The following is a 17,986-nucleotide window of genomic DNA, read 5'->3' on the forward strand; positions in this document are numbered from 1 at the left end:
GTCAGTCCCCCAGCTTTTGGGCTACCTCCTCGGCAATCGCCAGACACGCGGTCAAGCCCGGGGACTCAATACCAAACAGGTGGACCAGCCCCGGAATACCATGGTCTACCTCGCCATCAATTCGAAAATCCGCAAACCCGCCATCGGGCCCCGCCAGTTTGGGTCGGATCCCGGCATAAGCAGGTTGCAGACGGGTTTCATCCAGCGCTGGCCACCACTGACGGATACTGTTGGCAAACGATCGCGCTCGGCCAGGGTCCACCGAAAAGTCAACCTGCTCTATCCATTCCACATCCGGCCCGAAACGCCCCTGGCCAGCCAGATCCAGTGTCAGGTGAACACCCAGGCCGCCCGGCTCGGGCACCGGATAGATCAGCGAACTGAACGGGTGTCGACCGGAATAACTGAAATAAACACCCCGGGCAAGCCACTGTTGCGGCACAAGTGCCTCTGGCATCCCCTTCCAGGCAGACGCCAGAGCAACCGCGCCCAGGCCAGCTGCATTTACCACACGCCGGGCAACCAGCTCGCAAGGCGACTGCCCCCCTATCCGCAGGCGATGCTGGTCGCCGATGGTGGTGACACCTTCCACCGGCGCATGACAGACAAGCTGGCCACCACAGTCCTCAATATCCCCCAAAAACGCGAGCATCACCCCATGACTATTCACCACACCGGTTTCCGGGGAAAACAGCGCCTCATCGGCAATCACCTCCGGCAGCCTCGATTGCAGTGCGCCTTGCCCCACGCTTTGCAGCCACACCCCATTGCGCTCAGCCTGCCGGGCTATCGAAACGAGCTTCTCCTGTTGCTCCGGGCCTCGGGCCACGATCCACTTACCGGTTTTCCGATGGTCAATCTGTCGCTGCTGACAGTAATCGTATAGCAGTTGCCGGCCACGAATGCACAACTTCGCCTTGCCGGAGCCCTCCGGATAGTAGATACCGGCATGGATAACTTCACTGTTACGGGAGGACAACCCCTCTCCGAAACGTGCATTGCCGTCCAGAACCAATACCTCGCTACCCTGCATGGCGAGATGCCGGGCCACGGCAAGGCCGACAATACCCGCACCGACCACGACCGTATCTACCTGAAGCATTTCCCTGTCTGTCACCAAAGTTCGAATTACCCTCGCCTGTCTGTGGGAGTTTGCCGGAATCGCATTACGATCATGGCCCTGAAACGTTATACTTGCCCCAGAAAACAAGTGCACGGAGCAGGAAGCGATGTCTGACAGGAAGCAGTTTATAATTGTAATGATGGTCGCGGCCATATTTGTTGGCTGGCTTGGCTGGCGTGGTTTTGAGGTAATCAGCCTCAATCAGGATCTGAAAGCGGACACTATGGTGGCCAACTATCCCTATCAACACCGGGTATTGAGGGTGGAGGGGAGCACCGCCATTATGAGCTCCCTTCGCTCACACAAAACATCGACCCACGAAGCACTGAGCACCATTTTCCCGAGTATGCGCAACCTGAGCGACAACCACCGGGACTGGCAACGTGCAGAACGTGAATTGGCCCAGGTCCAGGCCAGGGCCGGCGATATTGTCCTCAATGCTTCAGGCGTGGACCGCGTTCGCTGGGAACTGGACGAAAACTGGTACCACCTTGCATCAATGCAGGCCCAACAAAGTTCGAGACGCTAAAATTTATTTATGACCGAGATCTCCAGCCATCCATACGATGCCCTTAAACCGGACAAGATTCTTGATGCCATGGAGAACGCAGGGTTCATCGTTAATGGCCGGCTGTTTGCCCTTAACAGCTATGAAAACCGCGTTTATCAGATCGGCATTGAAGACCAGCCCCCCGTAATAACCAAGTTTTACCGTCCGGGGCGCTGGAGTGAAGCGCAGATCCGCGAAGAACACGAATTTACCGCGCAACTGCTGGCCGCCGACATTCCGGTGGTCGCGCCAATGGTCATGCCCTCCGGGGACACCCTGGGGCGCTGTGATGACTTCCTGTTCGCCGTTTTTCCGCAGAGGGGCGGCCAGGCGCCGGATACCAGTGTAGCTGACACGCTCTACCGGCTTGGACAATGGCTGGGCCAGCTTCACAACATCGGTGATACGGCCAGCTTCAGCCATCGCCCCGTGATGTCCGTGCTCTCAGGCATTGAGGAGAACAACCGTTTCCTTACCGACAATTGCTGGGTACCGGATGACCTTCGCCCCGCCTGGGATTCACTGATTCCCGACCTGGTGGACCATTGCGCCCGGCGGATCGACGATGCCGGCGAAGTGCACTCCCTGAGACTGCACGGCGACTGCCACGGCGGCAACATCCTCTGTCGTGAGGAGCAGATGCTGTTTGTCGACCTGGATGACTGCCGCACCGGGCCAGCCATCCAGGACCTCTGGCTGCTGCTGAACGGAGACGACATTGAACGGGGCCAGCAGTTTGGCGAACTGCTTGAAGGCTATGAAATGTTCCGGGACTTCAACCGCCGGGAACGCCATCTTATTGAACCTCTGCGATGCTACCGCCAGATTTCTCACTGCACCTGGCTGGCCAAGCGCTGGGACGACCCCGCCTTCCCGCGATTCTTCCCATGGTTTGCCCAGCCCCGTTTCTGGTCCGACCAGATCCTGTCCCTGCGTGAACAGCTCGCGGCACTGCAAGCCCCTTCCATTAATGTTCCCGGCCAGTATTGAGGCCGGACAACCGAAAGACCGGAGACTTCCCGATGAGCCAGAGTGAGGCCAGATTCACAGTACGCAGCCTGATTGCGACAGCCATTGGCACCATGATCGCAACCGTTCTCGTACTGGAGGCAAGCGGCAAGATTGATCACTCCGACAACAAGGATCACGTGCCGGTTGGTGAATTCGAGGCAGTTCACATCACGCCGGATGAAGAATTCCGCATGTCGCCCAAGTCGTCTGAGCTTCACGCTGTCTGTGAACAGGGTTATCTGGCCATCGCTGCTGATGTTGACCCCGATTTCCGCGGCGTTCTGGTGGATTACAAGAACCGGGGTGTCCGCTGTAGCCGGGGCCCTGCCGCGGACCCGAGCCAGCCAGGGGAAAAGCAGGAGCCGGTGGGTGATGAGTGACAGTAACAGAAAGCCTGGGCAGGCACTGGACCGGCTGTTTGCCAGCGAACGTGAAACAGAAGATTTCCGTTTCGATGCCTCCGTAGCGAGGGTTTTCCCGGACATGATTCGCCGCTCCGTGCCCGGCTACACCACTATCATCCCGATGATCGAAGTCATTACCGAGCAATACGCCCGCCCTGGGAGCCACTGCTACGACCTCGGGTGTTCCCTGGGGGCCTCCACCCTGGCGATGCGACACGGCATTGGCGACCGGGACTGCATCCTGACGGGCGTGGATAACTCCGCCGCCATGATCGAACGCTGCGAGCACTACATCGCCCTGGATGACCATCCGCTGCCCGTCTCCCTGCGCTGCGAAGATATTCTGGACACTTTTATCGAGCAAACTTCGGTCACCACCCTGAACTTCACCCTGCAGTTCGTGGCGCCGGAAAGGCGCGGAGAACTGATGAAACGTATTGCTGAGGCCACTCTGCCCGGAGGTGCGCTTATCCTCTCCGAAAAAATCCGTTTTGAATCCGAAGCGGAACAGGCAATACAGACGCAACTTCACCACGAGTTCAAGCGAGCCAACGGCTATTCCGACCTGGAGATCAGCCAGAAGCGATCGGCTCTCGAGCAGGTTCTGATTCCCGAAACTCTGGCAGAACATCGTCAACGCCTGATAATAGCGGGCTTTGATAGGGTGCTGGTCTGGTATCAGTGCTTCAATTTTGTGTCCATGCTCGCCATCAAATCGCCCTGAACGGAGCCTTCATGACGACTTTCGACTGGCAGGGGTGTTTTGCCCCCTTGTTTGATGACCTCGACAGCCGTGGGTTCGGCCACTGGCGCTCCCTGCTACAGCAGCAACTTCACAAACGCTTTGATGAAAACCCTCACGGTGATATCGCACGTTGGATGCATGCGCTGGCGACCTTGCCCGATATCTCTTCGGTGACAGCGGATCTCAACCGGTCGGCCATCACTCTGAGCACCGAGCAGCCACTCCCGGCAGAGGCGGCAGCACACCTTGAAAAAGGGCTTCGGGGACTGATGCCATGGCGCAAGGGGCCCTTTGAGTTCTTTGGCACCTACATTGATACCGAGTGGCGTTCAGACTGGAAATGGGATCGCGTCTCCCCCTACCTGTCGGACCTTCGTGGTCGCCAGATACTGGATGTCGGTTGTGGTTCTGGCTACCACTGCTGGCGGATGCTGGGAGAAGGTGCTGGACGGGTCATCGGCATTGATCCCGGGCTCCTGTTCCTGTTCCAGTTCCTGAGCGTCAAACGCTACATCGGAACCGAACAGCGCGTCGACCTGCTGCCGGTGCGTATGGAAGACCTGCCAGAGAAACTGGAGGCTTTCGACACCACCTTTTCGATGGGGGTGCTCTACCATCGCCGATCCCCACTGGACCACCTTCTGGAGCTTAAGGACTCACTCCGCCCGGGTGGCGAACTGGTGTTGGAGACACTGATTACAGATGGGCCGGAAGGACACAGCCTGATGCCGGAGGACCGCTACGGTCAGATGCGGAATGTATGGTTCCTGCCCAGTTGCGATACGCTGCTGCGATGGCTGGACCGGACCGGTTTTCGCAACGCCCGCGTGGTGGACGTCACCGAAACCACCACCGAAGAGCAGCGCACTACAGACTGGATGCGCTTCCAGTCGCTGCAGGACTTTCTGGACCCGGACGATCCCACCAGAACTGTCGAAGGCTATCCGGGCCCCAAAAGAGCGACGGTTATCGCGGATAAGCCCTGAAGGCGGCCGCGACAACCTGCCGATTTACTCGCCGAAGGGATGGCGGAGTATGATGGTTTCCACCCGGTCAGGGCCTGTCGAGATAATATCGATGGGTGCTTCGATCTGCTCTTCCAGGAACCGGATATAGGCCTTGGCGTTCTCGGGCAGCTGGTCCAGCGCTGTAAGGCCAACCGTGCTTTCCTGCCAGCCAGGCAGCTCAGCAAACAACGGCTCGATGTCTTTGTAGGTGTCACACCCGATGGGGGGACGAGTGATTTCACCCTTGGGTGTCTTGTAGCCGATACAGACCTTCACGGTATCCATGCCATCCAGCACGTCGAGCTTGGTCAGGCAGATGCCCGATACGCTGTTGATCTGGATGGCGTGGCGCAGCGCGACGGCGTCAAACCAGCCACAACGGCGTGAACGACCAGTGGTGGTGCCGATTTCATTACCCTTTACAGCCAGATGCTGGCCCATGTCGTCAAACAGTTCGGTCGGGAACGGCCCGGAGCCAACACGTGTGGTGTAGGCCTTGGTAATACCCAGTACATAATCCAGGAACAGCGGGCCGAAACCGGTCCCGGTGGCGGTACCACCAGCCGTAGTGTTGGAGGATGTAACATACGGGTAGGTACCCAGGTCGATATCCAGCAGTGAGCCCTGGGCGCCCTCGAACAGGATATGTTCCCCGCGCTTGCGCAGATCGTGGAGGATATCCGTCACGTCCGCAGACATCGGCAGGATCTCCTCGCCCATGGACATGAGCTCGGCAAACGCCTGGTCAATGTCCTCCGGCTCTTCGCGGAAATACTCGGTCAGCACGAAATTGTGGTAAGACATGATTTCCTGCAGCTTCTCTTTGAAGCTTTGCGGATTACACAAGTCTCCAACGCGAACGCCACGACGGGAAACCTTGTCTTCGTAGGCCGGACCAATACCACGACCGGTCGTGCCGATCTTGTCCACACCCCGGGCACGCTCTCTGGCCTGATCAATGCGAACGTGGGTTTTGAGGATAACGGGACACGCCAGGCTGATCTTGAGCCGGTCGCGCACAGCAACACCGTTGCTCTCGAGCTCCCGGACTTCCTTCAGCAACGCTTCCGGAGAGAGAACCACACCGTTGCCAATCAGGCACTGAACATCTTTTCTCAGGATGCCGGAGGGGATCAGGTGAAGTGCGGTCTTCTTGCCCTCAATAACCAGGGTGTGGCCGGCGTTGTGCCCGCCCTGAAAACGCACCACGGCGGCGACCTTGTCGGTCAGCAGGTCAACAATCTTGCCTTTTCCTTCGTCACCCCATTGGGTGCCCAGCACTACAACGTTTTTACCCATGACTCTCTCTCAGTGCGGCTTCGCCGGTCGACGGAGTACCCGCAGTTTTACCTGTAAATGAGTGGCTCAGTACCCGTTGGTATCAGCCCAGCTGCTCTACGACCCATTGGCCGTCACGCTTTACCAGAATCCGGTCGCAATTACGGGAGCGCGGATCAACGCCTTCGTCCTCTGGCATAGCCCTGACAACGACTTCTGTCATCCGTAATCCGGATATGACACCGTCCAGAGTGGGGTCCTGCTCCGCTGGCGCCCAGACGGCCCTGCCCACTGACCGTGTACGCTGGCCCAGCGACACCAGGGCACGGATATCCAGGCTGAACCCGGTGGCCGGACGCGCCCGACCAAAATCACTACCGATGGAATCGTAACGCCCACCTTTGGCAACCGCATCGCCATGGCCGGGTACGTAGGCAGCAAAGACCAGGCCCGTGTGGTAGTTGTACCCACGAAGCTCACAAAAATCGAAGCCGAAGCTCACTTCCGGATAGTTTCCCGCCAGCATTTCCGCCACCCGTTCCAACTGCTCCAGGGCCTGAATCAGCGGCTTCGGCGCACCCTCAAGAATGCGTCTGGCTTCGGCCAGCGCTTCCCGGCCACCACTGACCCGCGCCAGCTCCCTGAGCATGCTCCCGGCAGAACCCGGTTCGCAATCACCCAGCAGTTCATCCAGCTCAGGCACAGACTTCCTGGTCATGGCATCAAAGATGGCCGCGCCGGTATCGCGGTCGAACCCGGCCTCACCTACCAGAGTTTCGTAGATGGTCACATGGGCCAGGTCCAGATGGATCCGCGGCAGACCGGACACTCGCAGTGTTTCCAGCATCAGGCTGATCACTTCCATGTCCGCCGATTCGGAACCACTGCCAAACAGTTCGCACCCGGCCTGAATGGGCGTGCGCCCAGTCAGCATATGGCGTGGGCGGGTGTGAAGTACATGGCCGGCGTAACACAGCCGAGTAATACCCTCCTGGCCAAGCGTGTGGGCATCAATCCTGGCTGCCTGGGGGGTCATGTCTGCCCTGAGACCCATCATTCGGCCGGTTAGCTGGTCCGTCAGCTTGAAGGTCTGGAGTTCCAGGTCATGGCCGGTGCCAGTAAAAAGTGACTCCAGGTATTCAATCAATGGCGGGATAACCAGCTGGTAACCCCAGTGCTGGCAGGTATCCATTACATCCCGGCGCAGGGATTCGATCTGTCCAGCCAGTGGCGGAAGAATATCTTCGACGCCATCCGGCAGCAGCCAGCGATCAGATACTGTCATGAGATTCGGTTGTCCGTTCTGCCCCGGAGGAAAAAGCCCCGGGAGTACACAGGATTTAGGGCGATGTTCGGCGCAAGAATAAAAACCCGAACCAAAACCGGCAGAATTTTACACTGTTGGCAGGCACAAAAAAACCGGAATACCGAGGTATTCCGGTTTTGTCATCACCGTGGCATCGTTCAGCGGCTTCCCTGGGGGTCCTTCAGGAACCTGAGGAATTCACTGTCGGTGTCTATCACCATGATGTCAGCTTCGTTGGCAAACGTATTCTGATAGGCTTCCAGGCTGCGATAGAAGCTATAGAACTCGCTGTCCGAGCCGTAGGCGTCAGCGTAGATACGCGCTGCCTCGGCGTCACCTTCACCACGCATCTCTTCCGCGTTGGCGAACGCCTCTGCCAGTATCACCGTCCGTTGACGATCCGCATCGGCACGAATACCTTCAGCGAGTTCGCGACCGCGGGAGCGGAATTCCTGCGCCAGCTTCTCACGCTCGGTGGCCATGCGCCGATAGACGTTCTGGCTCACCTGCCCCGGGAACTCGATTGCCTTGACGCGGATATCCACCACTTCAATCCCGAACTCTTTCTGTGAGGTTTCATTCACACGGTCCCGCAGAGTATGCATCAGTTCGTCACGCTGGCCAGAAACCACTTCGACCATGGTCCGCACGCCGAATTCATCACGAAGGCCGTTATCCACCCGGGACAACAGGAGCTCGGAGGCGCGATACTCATCGCCACCGGTAGCCCGATAGAACTGGTCCACATCCCGGATTTTCCAGGCGATGTAAGAGTCCACGTCCAATGGCTTCTTCTCGATGGTCAGGTACTGACGCGACGGCAAATCCGTTGTCAGCAACCGGATATCAAACTGCCGCACCTGGTCGATGACCGGTACCTTGAAGTGAAGGCCTGCCTGAATATCTGTTTCAATCAATTCACCAAATCGAAGCAGTACCCCACGATGGGTTTCCGGAATGATGTACACGCTGGACAGCACTATCAGTACCACGATCAGGGCGCCTGCAAGGCCCACAATGCTTTTGGGTCCCATCATTATCTACTCCTCCGAACGCCACTATCCTGCCTGCCGCGCAACTCCTGAATTACCTGGTCTGACAGGGTCTTGATGTCGATGCTGTCAGAGCTTCCGGAACTGTCCTGGCTGCCAGCGCTCGAGCCTGAACGATTATTCGTCAGCCTGTCCAGCGGCAGATACATCATGTTGTCGCTGCTCTGGGTGTCAACCAACACTTTGCTTGTTCTCGAAAGGACACCCTCAAGCGCCTGAATATACATGCGCTCCCGGGTAACCTCGGGTGCCGTCTCGTAGACACCAAGCACCGCGAGGAAGCGTGAAGTTTCGCCTCGGGCGCGCTCGATTACTTCTTCCTTGTAGGCTGACGCCTCTTCAGTCAGACGCTGGGCCCGGCCGCGAGCTTCGGGGACAACCTTGTTGCGATAGGTTTCCGCCTCTTCCTTAACCTGCTGCTCATCCTCGCGTGCACGCTGCACTTCGCGGAAAGCATCCTGAACCGCATCCGGTGGCTGGGTGCTTTCAACGTTCACACGCACAATCGAGAGGCCAGTGCCGTATTCCTCAAGGAAGTTCTGCAGTCGCTGCTCGACACGAACGGCCAGTTCTGCACGACCTTCAGTCAATACGTCGTCCAGAACGGAACTGCCAACCTCATGACGCAAGGCACTGTCAGTGGCGAATGCCAGCGCCTGGTTAGAGTCCCGGACATTCAGCACATAAGCCTTGGCGTCGCCAACGCGATACTGAACCTGCAGATCAACCGATACAAGGTTCTCATCCTGCGTCAGCATCTGCCCCGTAGACTCCGCGTTACGTACGTTGGTGACCCGGACCAGACGCACACTGTCGATCAACGGAACCTTGAAGCGCAGACCAGGATTCTCTGTACGACTGAATTCACCGAAGCGAAGAACAACTGCCCGCTCCTGTTCGTCCACGGTGTAAAAAGACTGGAACACCACATACCCAACGAAAATAATGGCTGCCAGCGCAAGAATGGCACCAAAACCACCGCCGCTGCCGCCGGACGACGAACCGCTGCCATTGCCTCCGGACTTGTTACCCTTGCCACCCAGCAGCTTGTTAAGCTTGTCGAGGCCCTTCTTCAACGCCTCGTCGAGGTCTGGTGGCCCCTGATCATTGCCGCCACGACCACCACCGGTTCCCCAGGGATCATTGTCATTGCGGTTTCCACCCGGTTCATTCCAGGCCATAGTTTTCTCCGTTCCAAACGAGTCTGATGGCTGCAAATACTAGGGATTTATAAGCGCCCCGGCAATAGCACAGCCTGTCTATATACGTTGTTCGTCAAGCTTTACGTCTTTTTCCTGAACCCCGGCCCGACTCAGTAGCTGCAACCAATCCCGGTACTGGAGACGCACTTCGATGATGGAGTCACCATCCTCCCGGTGCTCCTCGCTGAGTACGGAACCTGCCTGGTGTAAAAGCGCGCGGAGCTTGCCATCAGCCGGGCCCAACACCACAAAATGGTGCACAACGTCTTCGGCGAGTCGCTCCACAATAGTATCGAACAGCCCATCGAGGCCCGCTCCGGTGACGGCTGAAACCCAGACCCGCACCGGCACCCCATCTTCATTGCGTTCAATACGAGGCTCGAAATTGTCCAGCAGATCAATCTTGTTGAATACCTGCAACACGGGGATCTCATCCGCGCCGATTTCCGCCAGAACCTCTTCCACCTGTTCCATGTTTTCGTCGCGCCGGTCGTCGTGGCAGTCAATGATATGGAGAAGGATGGATGCTTCCGTGGTTTCTTCCAGGGTGGCGCGGAAGGCTTCAACCAGCTTGTGGGGCAAGTGGCGGATAAATCCCACCGTGTCGGCCATTACGACCGGGCCGATGTCCGGAAGTTCCAACCGCCGGAGCGTGGGATCAAGAGTCGCAAATAGCTGGTCAGCCGCGTAAACGGTGGACGTGGTAATCCGGTTGAAAAGCGTGGATTTGCCTGCGTTGGTATACCCCACCAGCGATACCGTGGGAATATCTGCGCGCTTGCGGGCCCGGCGGCCCTGATTACGCTGTTTGCGAACCTTTTCCAGTCTGCGGTGGATGGACTTGATACGCTCCCTGAGCAAGCGCCGGTCCGTTTCCAGCTGGGTCTCGCCGGGACCGCGCAGGCCGATACCGCCCTTTTGCCGCTCAAGGTGAGTCCAGCCCCGCACCAGCCGGGTAGACATATGTTCCAGCTGGGCCAGCTCTACCTGCAGCTTACCCTCATGGGTGCGCGCCCGTTGGGCAAATATGTCCAGGATAACACCGGTGCGGTCAAGCACACGGCACTGGAGCTCCCGCTCGATATTGCGCTCCTGGCTGGGGCTCAGGGCATGATTGAACAGAACCACGTCGGCTTCGTTCGCCGCCACCGCATCGCGAATCTCTTCCAGCTTGCCCTCGCCTACAAACAGCCTCGGGCTGGGCTGCTTCCGGGAGCCGGTAACAACGCCCACCGGTTCAACACCTGCGGACCACACCAGTTCGCGGAATTCGCCCAGATCCTCGGACTCTTCATGGGAGGAAAACTCAATGTGAACGAGGATAGCCCGTTCACCAACATCGGGACGTTCAAACAAGTAACAGAAACTCCTGATCGGTCAGGTTGTAACAGGTAGTACCGCCAGCAACAAAGCCGGGCAAAAAACAAACACCCGCGGCCCTCAGGGCCTTTTCGGGCCCGTCGGGAGCGCGGGTGGTAATACCGGGATTACCGGGTAAATCAGTCCTCAGACTCTTCCCCACCTGGTGCCTGTGGCGGAATGCGAACATTCCTGGCAGGGACCACTGTGGAAATGGCGTGCTTATAGACCATCTGGCTGACAGTGTTTTTCAGCAAAATCACGAACTGGTCAAATGATTCAATCTGGCCCTGAAGCTTGATGCCATTGACCAGAAAGATAGAAACCGGAATGCGTTCCTTGCGTAATGCATTGAGGTAAGGGTCTTGTAGAGAGTGCCCTTTTGACATGTGTTTTCTCCTGTTTATAAGTAAAGGCAGATCGTCATATTCAAGATTTAAATGTGGTGCGAGATTCAATAATTTTCAAGGCAGTGTCCGACATAAGTTTGTCGCCACTGTCCAGCCAGTCCAATCCGGACCACTTTCGCAACCAGGTCAGCTGGCGCTTGGCGAGCTGCCGGGTAGCGGCAGCCCCTTTTTCCACCATGGTGCTGTAGTCGCAATCACCCGCCAGATGAGACCAGGCTTGTCGATAACCGACACAACGCATGGAGGGCAGGCCGGAATGCAGATCGCCTCTGGCCATCAACGCCCTGACCTCATCAAGAAAACCGGCATCCAGCATTGCCTGAAAACGCAGGTTGATTCTTTCATGGAGTACCCGCCTGTCAGCGGGAGCCATCGCAAGCTGCACCACAGTATACGGAAGAGACGGCGTTTCGTCTGCCTGCCATTGGGTGAAATAGGTGTAATCCTCAACACTTGCGCTGCCCGCATCGTTAATGGCCGTATTGTTGCGTGACTTGTCCTCCCACAGCGAGGAAATCGGACGCCCTGTCAGACGGATTACTTCGAGCGCCCGAATCAGGCGTTGCCGGTTGTTCTGGTGAATCAGTCTCGCTGCTACCGGGTCCCGCTCTTCCAGTTCACGATGCAGACTCTCCCAGCCATTCTCCAGGGCCTGCTGCTCCAGCGCCCGCCGGATCTCGGCATCAGCGGACGGCAGATCGGACAACCCGTGCAGCAGAGCCTTGAAGTACATCATGGTGCCACCCACCAGCAGGGGAATTCGGCCCGCTGAGGTGATCTGGGCCATCTCACGCAGCGCATCATGACGAAAGTCCGCAGCCGAGTACGTCTCTGCAGGATCGCAGATATCGATCAACCGGTGAGGGGCTTGGGCGAGCTCCGCCGGCAAGGGTTTGGCGGTACCGATGTCCATGCCACGGTAGATCATGGCCGAATCAACACTGATGATATCGCAGGGCAAGCGACGACAAAGTTCGATGGCCAGGTCGGTCTTGCCGGAGGCCGTGGGCCCCATGAGGAATATGGCGGGAGACATAAAGGCCTTAGCGCCCCCGCAGGAACAGCTTGTCCAGCTCTGACAACGTGACCACAGTCCAGGTGGGCCGGCCGTGATTGCACTGGCCGCTTCGTTCCGTGGCCTCCATGTCCCGCAGCAGGGCGTTCATTTCGGGAATGGTCAGTTGCCGGTTTGCCCGCACCGAGCCGTGGCAGGCCATGGTGCCAAGCAGCTCGTGGGTGACGGCTTCGACACGGTCGCTCTCGCCGTTTTCGATCAGGTCCGACAGTACGTCCCGCACCAGTTGTTCGGTATCGGCACCCCGTAACAGGGCTGGCACCTGCCGCACTGCCAGTGTTTCAGGGCCGATACGCTCCACCCTCAATCCCAGCTGCAAAAGCTCCTCTGCATGGGTTTCCGCCAGTGCAGCTTCTTTCTGGCTGACGGCCAGAGATACCGGTACCAACAGCGGCTGGCTTTTCAGGTCCTGGGCTTCCAGCGCTCTTTTCATGCGCTCGTAGGTGATGCGCTCGTGAGCCGCATGCATATCCACCACAATCATGCCCTGGCGGCCCTGGGCGAGAATATAAATACCATGCAACTGAGCAATGGCGTAACCCAGCGGCGGCTCATCGCCACTGCTCTGGGGCGGCGTCGGCGACGCTACCGCCACCTCGCCGGCATCAGCCATGGCAGGCTGGCGATCGACACCGCCCCCCTGGTTCAGGGACTGATAGAACGCCATCTGGTCACGGGCCTGCCATTCAAGCTGCGGTGACCGCTGGCCGCCGGTAAAGCCACCAACGTCTTGGCCGTTTGAGCTGGCAAACGGATCGGGAGCCGGCTGGGGATTTACATCAGACATGGCCACCTGGGTGCCATAGCCACCCGGGCCGCCGGCAGATTCGCGCCCATGGGACTGGGCGACAGCGCCTCTCAGGTGGTCGTCCGGGCGCACATCCGCCAGGGCTTTATGGAGAGTACGGAAAATAAAATCGTGAACCAGCCGGCCATCCCGGAAACGCACCTCGTGCTTGGTGGGGTGAACGTTCACATCCACATTGGAGGGATCCACTTCCAGATAGAGCACAAAGGCCGGGTGGCGGTTGTTATAGAGCACGTCGCGGTAGGCCTGGCGCACGGCGTGGGCCACCAGCCGGTCACGGATCACCCGACCATTGACAAAAAAGTACTGAAGATCCGCCTGGCTACGGGAAAAGGTGGGCAGCGCCACCCACCCCCAGAGTTTCAGCCCCGTGGCCTCGGCATCAATCACCACCGCATTGTCGATAAACTGTTGGCCACACAGAGAGCCGATCCGGCGCTCACGGTCGAGGGGATTTTCCGCCGGGCGCAGGCTCTGGACCACCCGCTGATTGTGGCGGAGTGTGAACCCGGTATCAAAACGGCTCAGGGCCTGACGTCGGACACATTCGTCGACATGATTGAATTCGGTTTTTTCAGTACGGAGAAATTTGCGGCGGGCCGGCGTATTGAAGAACAGATCCCGGACTTCCACCGTTGTTCCCACAGGGTGGGCCGCCGGCGAGATGCTGGCGTCCATGTCGCGCCCTTCCACTTCGACCCTGGAGGCAGCTTCCTGGCTCTCTGTGCGCGAGGTTAATGCAAGCCGGGACACCGAACTGATACTCGCAAGGGCTTCACCCCGGAAACCAAGGGAAGCAACAGCCTCAAGATCATCAAGATTCTCGATCTTGCTGGTTGCGTGGCGGCTGAGTGCCAGGGGAAGGTCTGACTCGTCGATGCCGCTGCCGTCATCACGAACCCGGATGAGTTTCACACCCCCCTGTTCGATCTCGATATCAACCCGCCGGGCACCGGCGTCGAGCGCGTTTTCTACCAGTTCCTTGACGACCGAAGCCGGACGCTCAACCACCTCGCCGGCAGCAATCTGATTTGCCAGGCGCGGAGTCAGTAATCGAATGGAGGGCATGCTACCGGGACACCTCGTTTCAGGATGAGGGAATACGAATGGTTTGCCCTACCATAACACGGTCATCATTGAGGCCGTTATACTGCATCAGTTCGCTGACGCTTATCTGGTTCTCCTTCGCAAGCCCTGAGAGTGTATCCCCCCGACGGATGCGATACTGACTGACACTGCCAGCGCCCTGACTGTTCTGTTTCTGCCACGCCAGCAAGGTGCCTGGTGGCGGTGTCTTCTGGAAATAGTCATCAATTCCTTCGAAAACCGCCCTCGAGAGTTTCTCTCGATACCAGGCACTGGACAGATTCTGCTCTTCCTTGGGGTTGGAAATAAATCCCGCCTCAACCAGGATCGATGGGATATCCGGCGACTTCAGCACGGCAAACGCAGCCTGCTCTACTCCCTTCTTGTGGAGCTTGGCCACACTGCCAAGCCTGCCGAGAATTGAGCTGCCGACCCCAAGGCTGGAATTGATACTGGCCGTCATGGACAGGTCCAGGAGAACACCGGCGAGCATCTCGTCACGACCATCCAGTGAAACCCCACCGGCACCACCGATCAGATCCGACCGATTTTCGCTTTTTGCCAGCCAACGGGCAGTTTCACTGGTAGCTCCCCTTTGCGAAAGGGCAAACACCGAGGCACCCCGGGGTTGCGGCGTGCGGAAGGCATCTGCGTGGACAGAAACGAACAGGTCGGCGTTGTGCTTGCGTGCAAGCAACGTGCGGCTGCGCAAATCGATATAATAGTCACCGTTGCGGGTGAGCTTGGCGGTATATCCCGGCTTGGCCTCTATCAGGTCTGCCAGAGTCTTGGCCATTTTCAGCACCACGTCTTTCTCGCGCGTTCCCCGCGGGCCGATAGCTCCGGGATCTTCACCACCGTGGCCGGCGTCAACCACCACGATAACGTCGCGCTTGCCGTTACTGTTCTGGGAAATGGTCGGCTTAGAGGGTTTGCGTGCTTTCAGCCCGCCCTCATCGATCAGATCCACCACCAGCCTGTGGCCATATTGCTGGTTGGGCTCGAGCTGAAAACTCCGCGGCTTGATATCACTTTCAAGATCCAGAACTACCCGCAGGTCATTGCCATTACGGGGGGCACTGCGAATCCGGCGAACCGGGCTGCCGGACAGGTCAAGCTTTTCAAAGTCAGCTTTGAGACTGGCATTTTTCAGGTCAATCACTAGCCTGGACGGTCCAGAAAGAGCAAAAACCTTGTGATCAATCTTGCCACCTACGTCCAGTACCAGGCGCGTGTGGTCCGGCGCCGGCCAGATCCGCGCACTCTCAATACTGACCCCCGCCTTCGCCGCCAACGGGACCATTAATGACCACGCCATGACCGCAGCAAGAAACCACCGGGAGAATGTTCTTATATTCATCATTCTGCACACCTGCACTGATCACACACGATTAATATCCCTGGCCCGGGGGCAACTGCTCACTAATCCGGGCCAGCAAACTGCTGCCACGATTTGTTGATGCTGAAACACGGGCACTGCGCCCGTCACCGTTTTTACCCAGGCTCACCTGCAGATCCGGCTCGGGAAGGATGCCAAGACCACGTCCGGGCCACTCTATAATGCACAGGTTCCGGGCCTGGAAATAATCACGGATTCCCATGTATTCCAGCTCTTCCGGATCACCAAGCCGGTAAAGATCAAAGTGATAGGCAGGAGGATCCAGATGTTCATAAGGCTCTACGATCGTATAAGTCGGGCTTTTTACCGCTCCTTCGTGACCAAGACCACGCATGATACCGCGGCTCAGGGTGGTCTTTCCCATACCAAGATCACCTTCCAGGAACACCACCAGCCCCTGCCCGCTCTCGTTGACGAGCCCGGCCAGAATCCGGCCCAGTTGTTCCGTATCCTGTTCATCCTTCAGATAAAGCCTGAGCTCTTCCGCCGCGACGTTCATTGCTCTCCGAATTCTCCGGTCGTCCAGTGCTCGCCCTGCCCGCTTGCTGCGCTCTTTTCCGCCTCCAGCAGAACCTGCGGCAGCGCATCAATCACATCCATGGGCAGTAATCCCATATAGCCCCTGGTTGCCGTCGCCCGGTTTGCGGCCGCCAGATGAAGAGCAGCAGCTGCCGAAGCAGCGAGATGGCCTTCCCCGAGCTGAGCATACAGGCTGCCAAGTATGCCGGACAGCACATCGCCCATACCACCGGTTGCCATGCCGGGATTACTACCGCTTATAATATCCGGCAGCATGCCTTCCGAGGCAACAACCGTCCCGGCCCCCTTAAGCAGGACCACTCCCCCGAAAAGCTGACGAATCTGCTCTGCAGCGCGGACCCGGTCGTTCTCGATATCAGCCACTTCGCATTCCAGCAGGCGCGCCGCTTCGCCGGGATGCGGAGTAAGAATATGGTTTTCCGCGGGCTGTGCAACCCGCGATGCCATCAGGTTCAAGGCGTCCGCATCCATCACCCGCGGTTTGCCGCTGGCCACCACCTGCTGCAACATCTGCTGCCCCCAGGCGCCGTGGCCGATGCCGGGACCACAGACGATCACATCCGCCGCACTGATCAGTGGCGGCAACTCAGACCCGTGAATCAGCCCCTGAACCATCACTGACGGGCAGCGAGACAGTGCCGGCGCCACGTATTCCGGACGCGTTGCCAGGGTCACCATGCCCGCCCCAGACCTGGACGCGGCCTCCGCAGCCATCATGCCGGCGCCACCAAACCCGCGGTCGCCAGCCACCACCAACACATGGCCGAACCGCCCTTTATGGGCGACCCGCGGACGCCTGGGCAGCGACATATGGATACCGGCCCAATCCACCCTTCGGGCCAGCGGGCGCTGTCCGCTTTCGGTCGCCCAGTCGTCCGTATCAAGGGACTCAAACGCAACCCCGCCGGCATATTCCGGGCCCTGAGCGGTAAACAGACCAGCTTTGAGGCCAATGAATGTCACCGTCGCCGCCGCCCTGACCGCGTCCCCGGCCACGGTTCCGGTGGTGGCATTCAGCCCTGAGGGCAAGTCAATTGCCAGTACGGGCGCAGCAGCCTCATTGCACTGACCAATCATGGCAGCGAACGGCTCCCGGGGTGCCCCTGAAACACCGGTACCCAGCATGGCGTCGACTATCAGCCCCGCACCGCCAAAATATTCGTTGATTTCGGGGCCGGCAACATCGGCCAACTCCCTCACATGGACTCCGTCCTCGACCGCTTTCTGCCATGCCCTGCGGGCATCGCCAGACAACTTTCCGGTTGGTGCCACTGCAAGACAATCCACATTCAGACCGTGACGAACGGCATTGGCCGCCACCAGATAGCCGTCGCCACCATTGTTGCCGGCGCCACACAAAACAAGGATCCGGCCAGGTTCCGGCCAGTATCGCACCAGCCGGCGGAAGGCACTGGCTGCTGCGGCCTGCATCAACTCGAATCCACCGACTCCTTGCTGATCAATTACATAGCGGTCAATCTCCCGCACCGCATCGGCGGAGTAGAGGTCTTCTGGTAAACTGTGACCACCGGACAGGGGCATGCAAGTCCGCTCCCGTTACAGAATTCGGATTAAGAAAAACGGCCAGATACCTGTAAAGAGTAGCAAAACAGCGGGAAAGGTCATAACTT

17 protein-coding genes are annotated in these 17,986 nt (G+C 58.5%); 5 read left to right on the plus strand and 12 right to left on the minus strand.

From position 1 onward, the window contains the following. Position 1 precedes the first annotated feature (1 nt). The gene (locus FO268_RS01360; RefSeq protein ID WP_150988505.1) at positions 2 to 1,102 is read right to left on the minus strand and encodes an NAD(P)/FAD-dependent oxidoreductase; all 1,101 of its coding nucleotides are present in this window, start codon (positions 1,100 to 1,102) and stop codon (positions 2 to 4) included. Between the two features lie 127 nt (positions 1,103 to 1,229). Here FO268_RS01360 and FO268_RS01365 point away from each other — a divergent pair, with 127 nt between their 5' ends. From FO268_RS01365 to cmoB, 5 genes are read left to right on the plus strand one after another with little or no spacing between them, the layout of a single operon-like run. Further along, positions 1,230 to 1,652: a hypothetical protein gene (locus FO268_RS01365; protein ID WP_150988508.1), complete on the plus strand. Its 423-nt coding sequence runs from the start codon at positions 1,230 to 1,232 to the stop codon at positions 1,650 to 1,652. A gap of 9 nt (positions 1,653 to 1,661) precedes the next feature. Continuing rightward, a complete protein-coding gene (locus FO268_RS01370; protein ID WP_150988512.1) occupies positions 1,662 to 2,663 on the plus strand; it encodes a serine/threonine protein kinase in 1,002 nt (333 codons plus the stop codon). Between the two features lie 32 nt (positions 2,664 to 2,695). Further along, positions 2,696 to 3,064, plus strand: coding sequence for a kinase (locus FO268_RS01375; protein ID WP_150988515.1), 369 nt, complete (start codon positions 2,696 to 2,698; stop codon positions 3,062 to 3,064). Further along, positions 3,057 to 3,812, plus strand: a complete 756-nt coding sequence (cmoA, locus tag FO268_RS01380; RefSeq protein WP_150988518.1) for a carboxy-S-adenosyl-L-methionine synthase CmoA — start codon at positions 3,057 to 3,059, stop codon at positions 3,810 to 3,812. Before FO268_RS01375 ends, cmoA begins: the two co-directional genes overlap by 8 nt. Before the next feature lie 11 nt (positions 3,813 to 3,823). Beyond that, positions 3,824 to 4,819, plus strand: coding sequence for a tRNA 5-methoxyuridine(34)/uridine 5-oxyacetic acid(34) synthase CmoB (gene cmoB / locus FO268_RS01385; protein ID WP_150988521.1), 996 nt, complete (start codon positions 3,824 to 3,826; stop codon positions 4,817 to 4,819). Between the two features lie 24 nt (positions 4,820 to 4,843). On the opposite strand, the gene FO268_RS01390 is transcribed toward cmoB, so the two are convergent. The 11 genes from FO268_RS01390 to FO268_RS01440 all read right to left on the minus strand — a co-directional run bounded on the left by FO268_RS01390 (position 4,844) and on the right by FO268_RS01440 (position 17,897). Next, positions 4,844 to 6,139, minus strand: a complete 1,296-nt coding sequence (locus FO268_RS01390; protein ID WP_150988524.1) for an adenylosuccinate synthase — start codon at positions 6,137 to 6,139, stop codon at positions 4,844 to 4,846. Between the two features lie 82 nt (positions 6,140 to 6,221). Next, on the minus strand, positions 6,222 to 7,403 hold the full coding sequence (locus tag FO268_RS01395) for an ATP phosphoribosyltransferase regulatory subunit (protein WP_150988527.1): 1,182 nt from the start codon (positions 7,401 to 7,403) through the stop codon (positions 6,222 to 6,224). A 179-nt stretch (positions 7,404 to 7,582) separates the two neighbouring features. Continuing rightward, a complete protein-coding gene (hflC, locus tag FO268_RS01400; RefSeq protein WP_150991553.1) occupies positions 7,583 to 8,458 on the minus strand; it encodes a protease modulator HflC in 876 nt (291 codons plus the stop codon). A gap of 2 nt (positions 8,459 to 8,460) precedes the next feature. Then, on the minus strand, positions 8,461 to 9,657 hold the full coding sequence (hflK, locus tag FO268_RS01405) for an FtsH protease activity modulator HflK (protein WP_150988530.1): 1,197 nt from the start codon (positions 9,655 to 9,657) through the stop codon (positions 8,461 to 8,463). Between the two features lie 78 nt (positions 9,658 to 9,735). After that, on the minus strand, positions 9,736 to 11,034 hold the full coding sequence (hflX, locus tag FO268_RS01410; RefSeq protein ID WP_150988533.1) for a ribosome rescue GTPase HflX: 1,299 nt from the start codon (positions 11,032 to 11,034) through the stop codon (positions 9,736 to 9,738). A 143-nt stretch (positions 11,035 to 11,177) separates the two neighbouring features. Next, positions 11,178 to 11,426, minus strand: a complete 249-nt coding sequence (hfq, locus tag FO268_RS01415; protein WP_007154829.1) for an RNA chaperone Hfq — start codon at positions 11,424 to 11,426, stop codon at positions 11,178 to 11,180. Between the two features lie 40 nt (positions 11,427 to 11,466). Next, complete coding sequence (gene miaA / locus FO268_RS01420; protein WP_150988536.1) at positions 11,467 to 12,483, minus strand: tRNA (adenosine(37)-N6)-dimethylallyltransferase MiaA; 1,017 nt, start codon at positions 12,481 to 12,483, stop codon at positions 11,467 to 11,469. A gap of 7 nt (positions 12,484 to 12,490) precedes the next feature. Next, positions 12,491 to 14,398, minus strand: a complete 1,908-nt coding sequence (gene mutL / locus FO268_RS01425) for a DNA mismatch repair endonuclease MutL (protein WP_150988539.1) — start codon at positions 14,396 to 14,398, stop codon at positions 12,491 to 12,493. A 19-nt stretch (positions 14,399 to 14,417) separates the two neighbouring features. Further along, positions 14,418 to 15,776, minus strand: a complete 1,359-nt coding sequence (locus tag FO268_RS01430; RefSeq protein ID WP_150991557.1) for an N-acetylmuramoyl-L-alanine amidase — start codon at positions 15,774 to 15,776, stop codon at positions 14,418 to 14,420. 31 nt (positions 15,777 to 15,807) lie between these two features. Then, the gene (gene tsaE / locus FO268_RS01435; protein ID WP_150988542.1) at positions 15,808 to 16,314 is read right to left on the minus strand and encodes a tRNA (adenosine(37)-N6)-threonylcarbamoyltransferase complex ATPase subunit type 1 TsaE; all 507 of its coding nucleotides are present in this window, start codon (positions 16,312 to 16,314) and stop codon (positions 15,808 to 15,810) included. Continuing rightward, the gene (locus FO268_RS01440) at positions 16,311 to 17,897 is read right to left on the minus strand and encodes an NAD(P)H-hydrate dehydratase (RefSeq protein WP_150988545.1); all 1,587 of its coding nucleotides are present in this window, start codon (positions 17,895 to 17,897) and stop codon (positions 16,311 to 16,313) included. The genes tsaE and FO268_RS01440 overlap by 4 nt, the downstream gene beginning before the upstream one ends. Positions 17,898 to 17,986: the final 89 nt, after the last annotated feature.

Origin of the sequence: Marinobacter denitrificans (assembly GCF_008795955.1) — a bacterium.
Classification (GTDB): Bacteria; Pseudomonadota; Gammaproteobacteria; order Pseudomonadales; family Oleiphilaceae; genus Marinobacter; species Marinobacter denitrificans.

Excerpts from the sequence above, each read along its gene's own strand:
- hflC (WP_150991553.1), bottom strand. The coding sequence starts at position 8,458 with ATGGGACCCAAAAGCATTGTGGGCCTTGCAGGCGCCCTGATCGTGGTA.
- mutL (WP_150988539.1), bottom strand. The coding sequence starts at position 14,398 with ATGCCCTCCATTCGATTACTGACTCCGCGCCTGGCAAATCAGATTGCT.
- FO268_RS01390 (WP_150988524.1), bottom strand. The coding sequence starts at position 6,139 with ATGGGTAAAAACGTTGTAGTGCTGGGCACCCAATGGGGTGACGAAGGA.
- FO268_RS01370 (WP_150988512.1), top strand. The coding sequence starts at position 1,662 with ATGACCGAGATCTCCAGCCATCCATACGATGCCCTTAAACCGGACAAG.
- FO268_RS01440 (WP_150988545.1), bottom strand. The coding sequence starts at position 17,897 with ATGCCCCTGTCCGGTGGTCACAGTTTACCAGAAGACCTCTACTCCGCC.
- cmoA (WP_150988518.1), top strand. The coding sequence starts at position 3,057 with ATGAGTGACAGTAACAGAAAGCCTGGGCAGGCACTGGACCGGCTGTTT.
- cmoB (WP_150988521.1), top strand. The coding sequence starts at position 3,824 with ATGACGACTTTCGACTGGCAGGGGTGTTTTGCCCCCTTGTTTGATGAC.
- FO268_RS01430 (WP_150991557.1), bottom strand. The coding sequence starts at position 15,776 with ATGAATATAAGAACATTCTCCCGGTGGTTTCTTGCTGCGGTCATGGCG.
- miaA (WP_150988536.1), bottom strand. The coding sequence starts at position 12,483 with ATGTCTCCCGCCATATTCCTCATGGGGCCCACGGCCTCCGGCAAGACC.
- FO268_RS01375 (WP_150988515.1), top strand. The coding sequence starts at position 2,696 with ATGAGCCAGAGTGAGGCCAGATTCACAGTACGCAGCCTGATTGCGACA.
- FO268_RS01360 (WP_150988505.1), bottom strand. The coding sequence starts at position 1,102 with ATGCTTCAGGTAGATACGGTCGTGGTCGGTGCGGGTATTGTCGGCCTT.
- hfq (WP_007154829.1), bottom strand. The coding sequence starts at position 11,426 with ATGTCAAAAGGGCACTCTCTACAAGACCCTTACCTCAATGCATTACGC.
- tsaE (WP_150988542.1), bottom strand. The coding sequence starts at position 16,314 with ATGAACGTCGCGGCGGAAGAGCTCAGGCTTTATCTGAAGGATGAACAG.
- hflK (WP_150988530.1), bottom strand. The coding sequence starts at position 9,657 with ATGGCCTGGAATGAACCGGGTGGAAACCGCAATGACAATGATCCCTGG.
- FO268_RS01395 (WP_150988527.1), bottom strand. The coding sequence starts at position 7,403 with ATGACAGTATCTGATCGCTGGCTGCTGCCGGATGGCGTCGAAGATATT.
- FO268_RS01365 (WP_150988508.1), top strand. The coding sequence starts at position 1,230 with ATGTCTGACAGGAAGCAGTTTATAATTGTAATGATGGTCGCGGCCATA.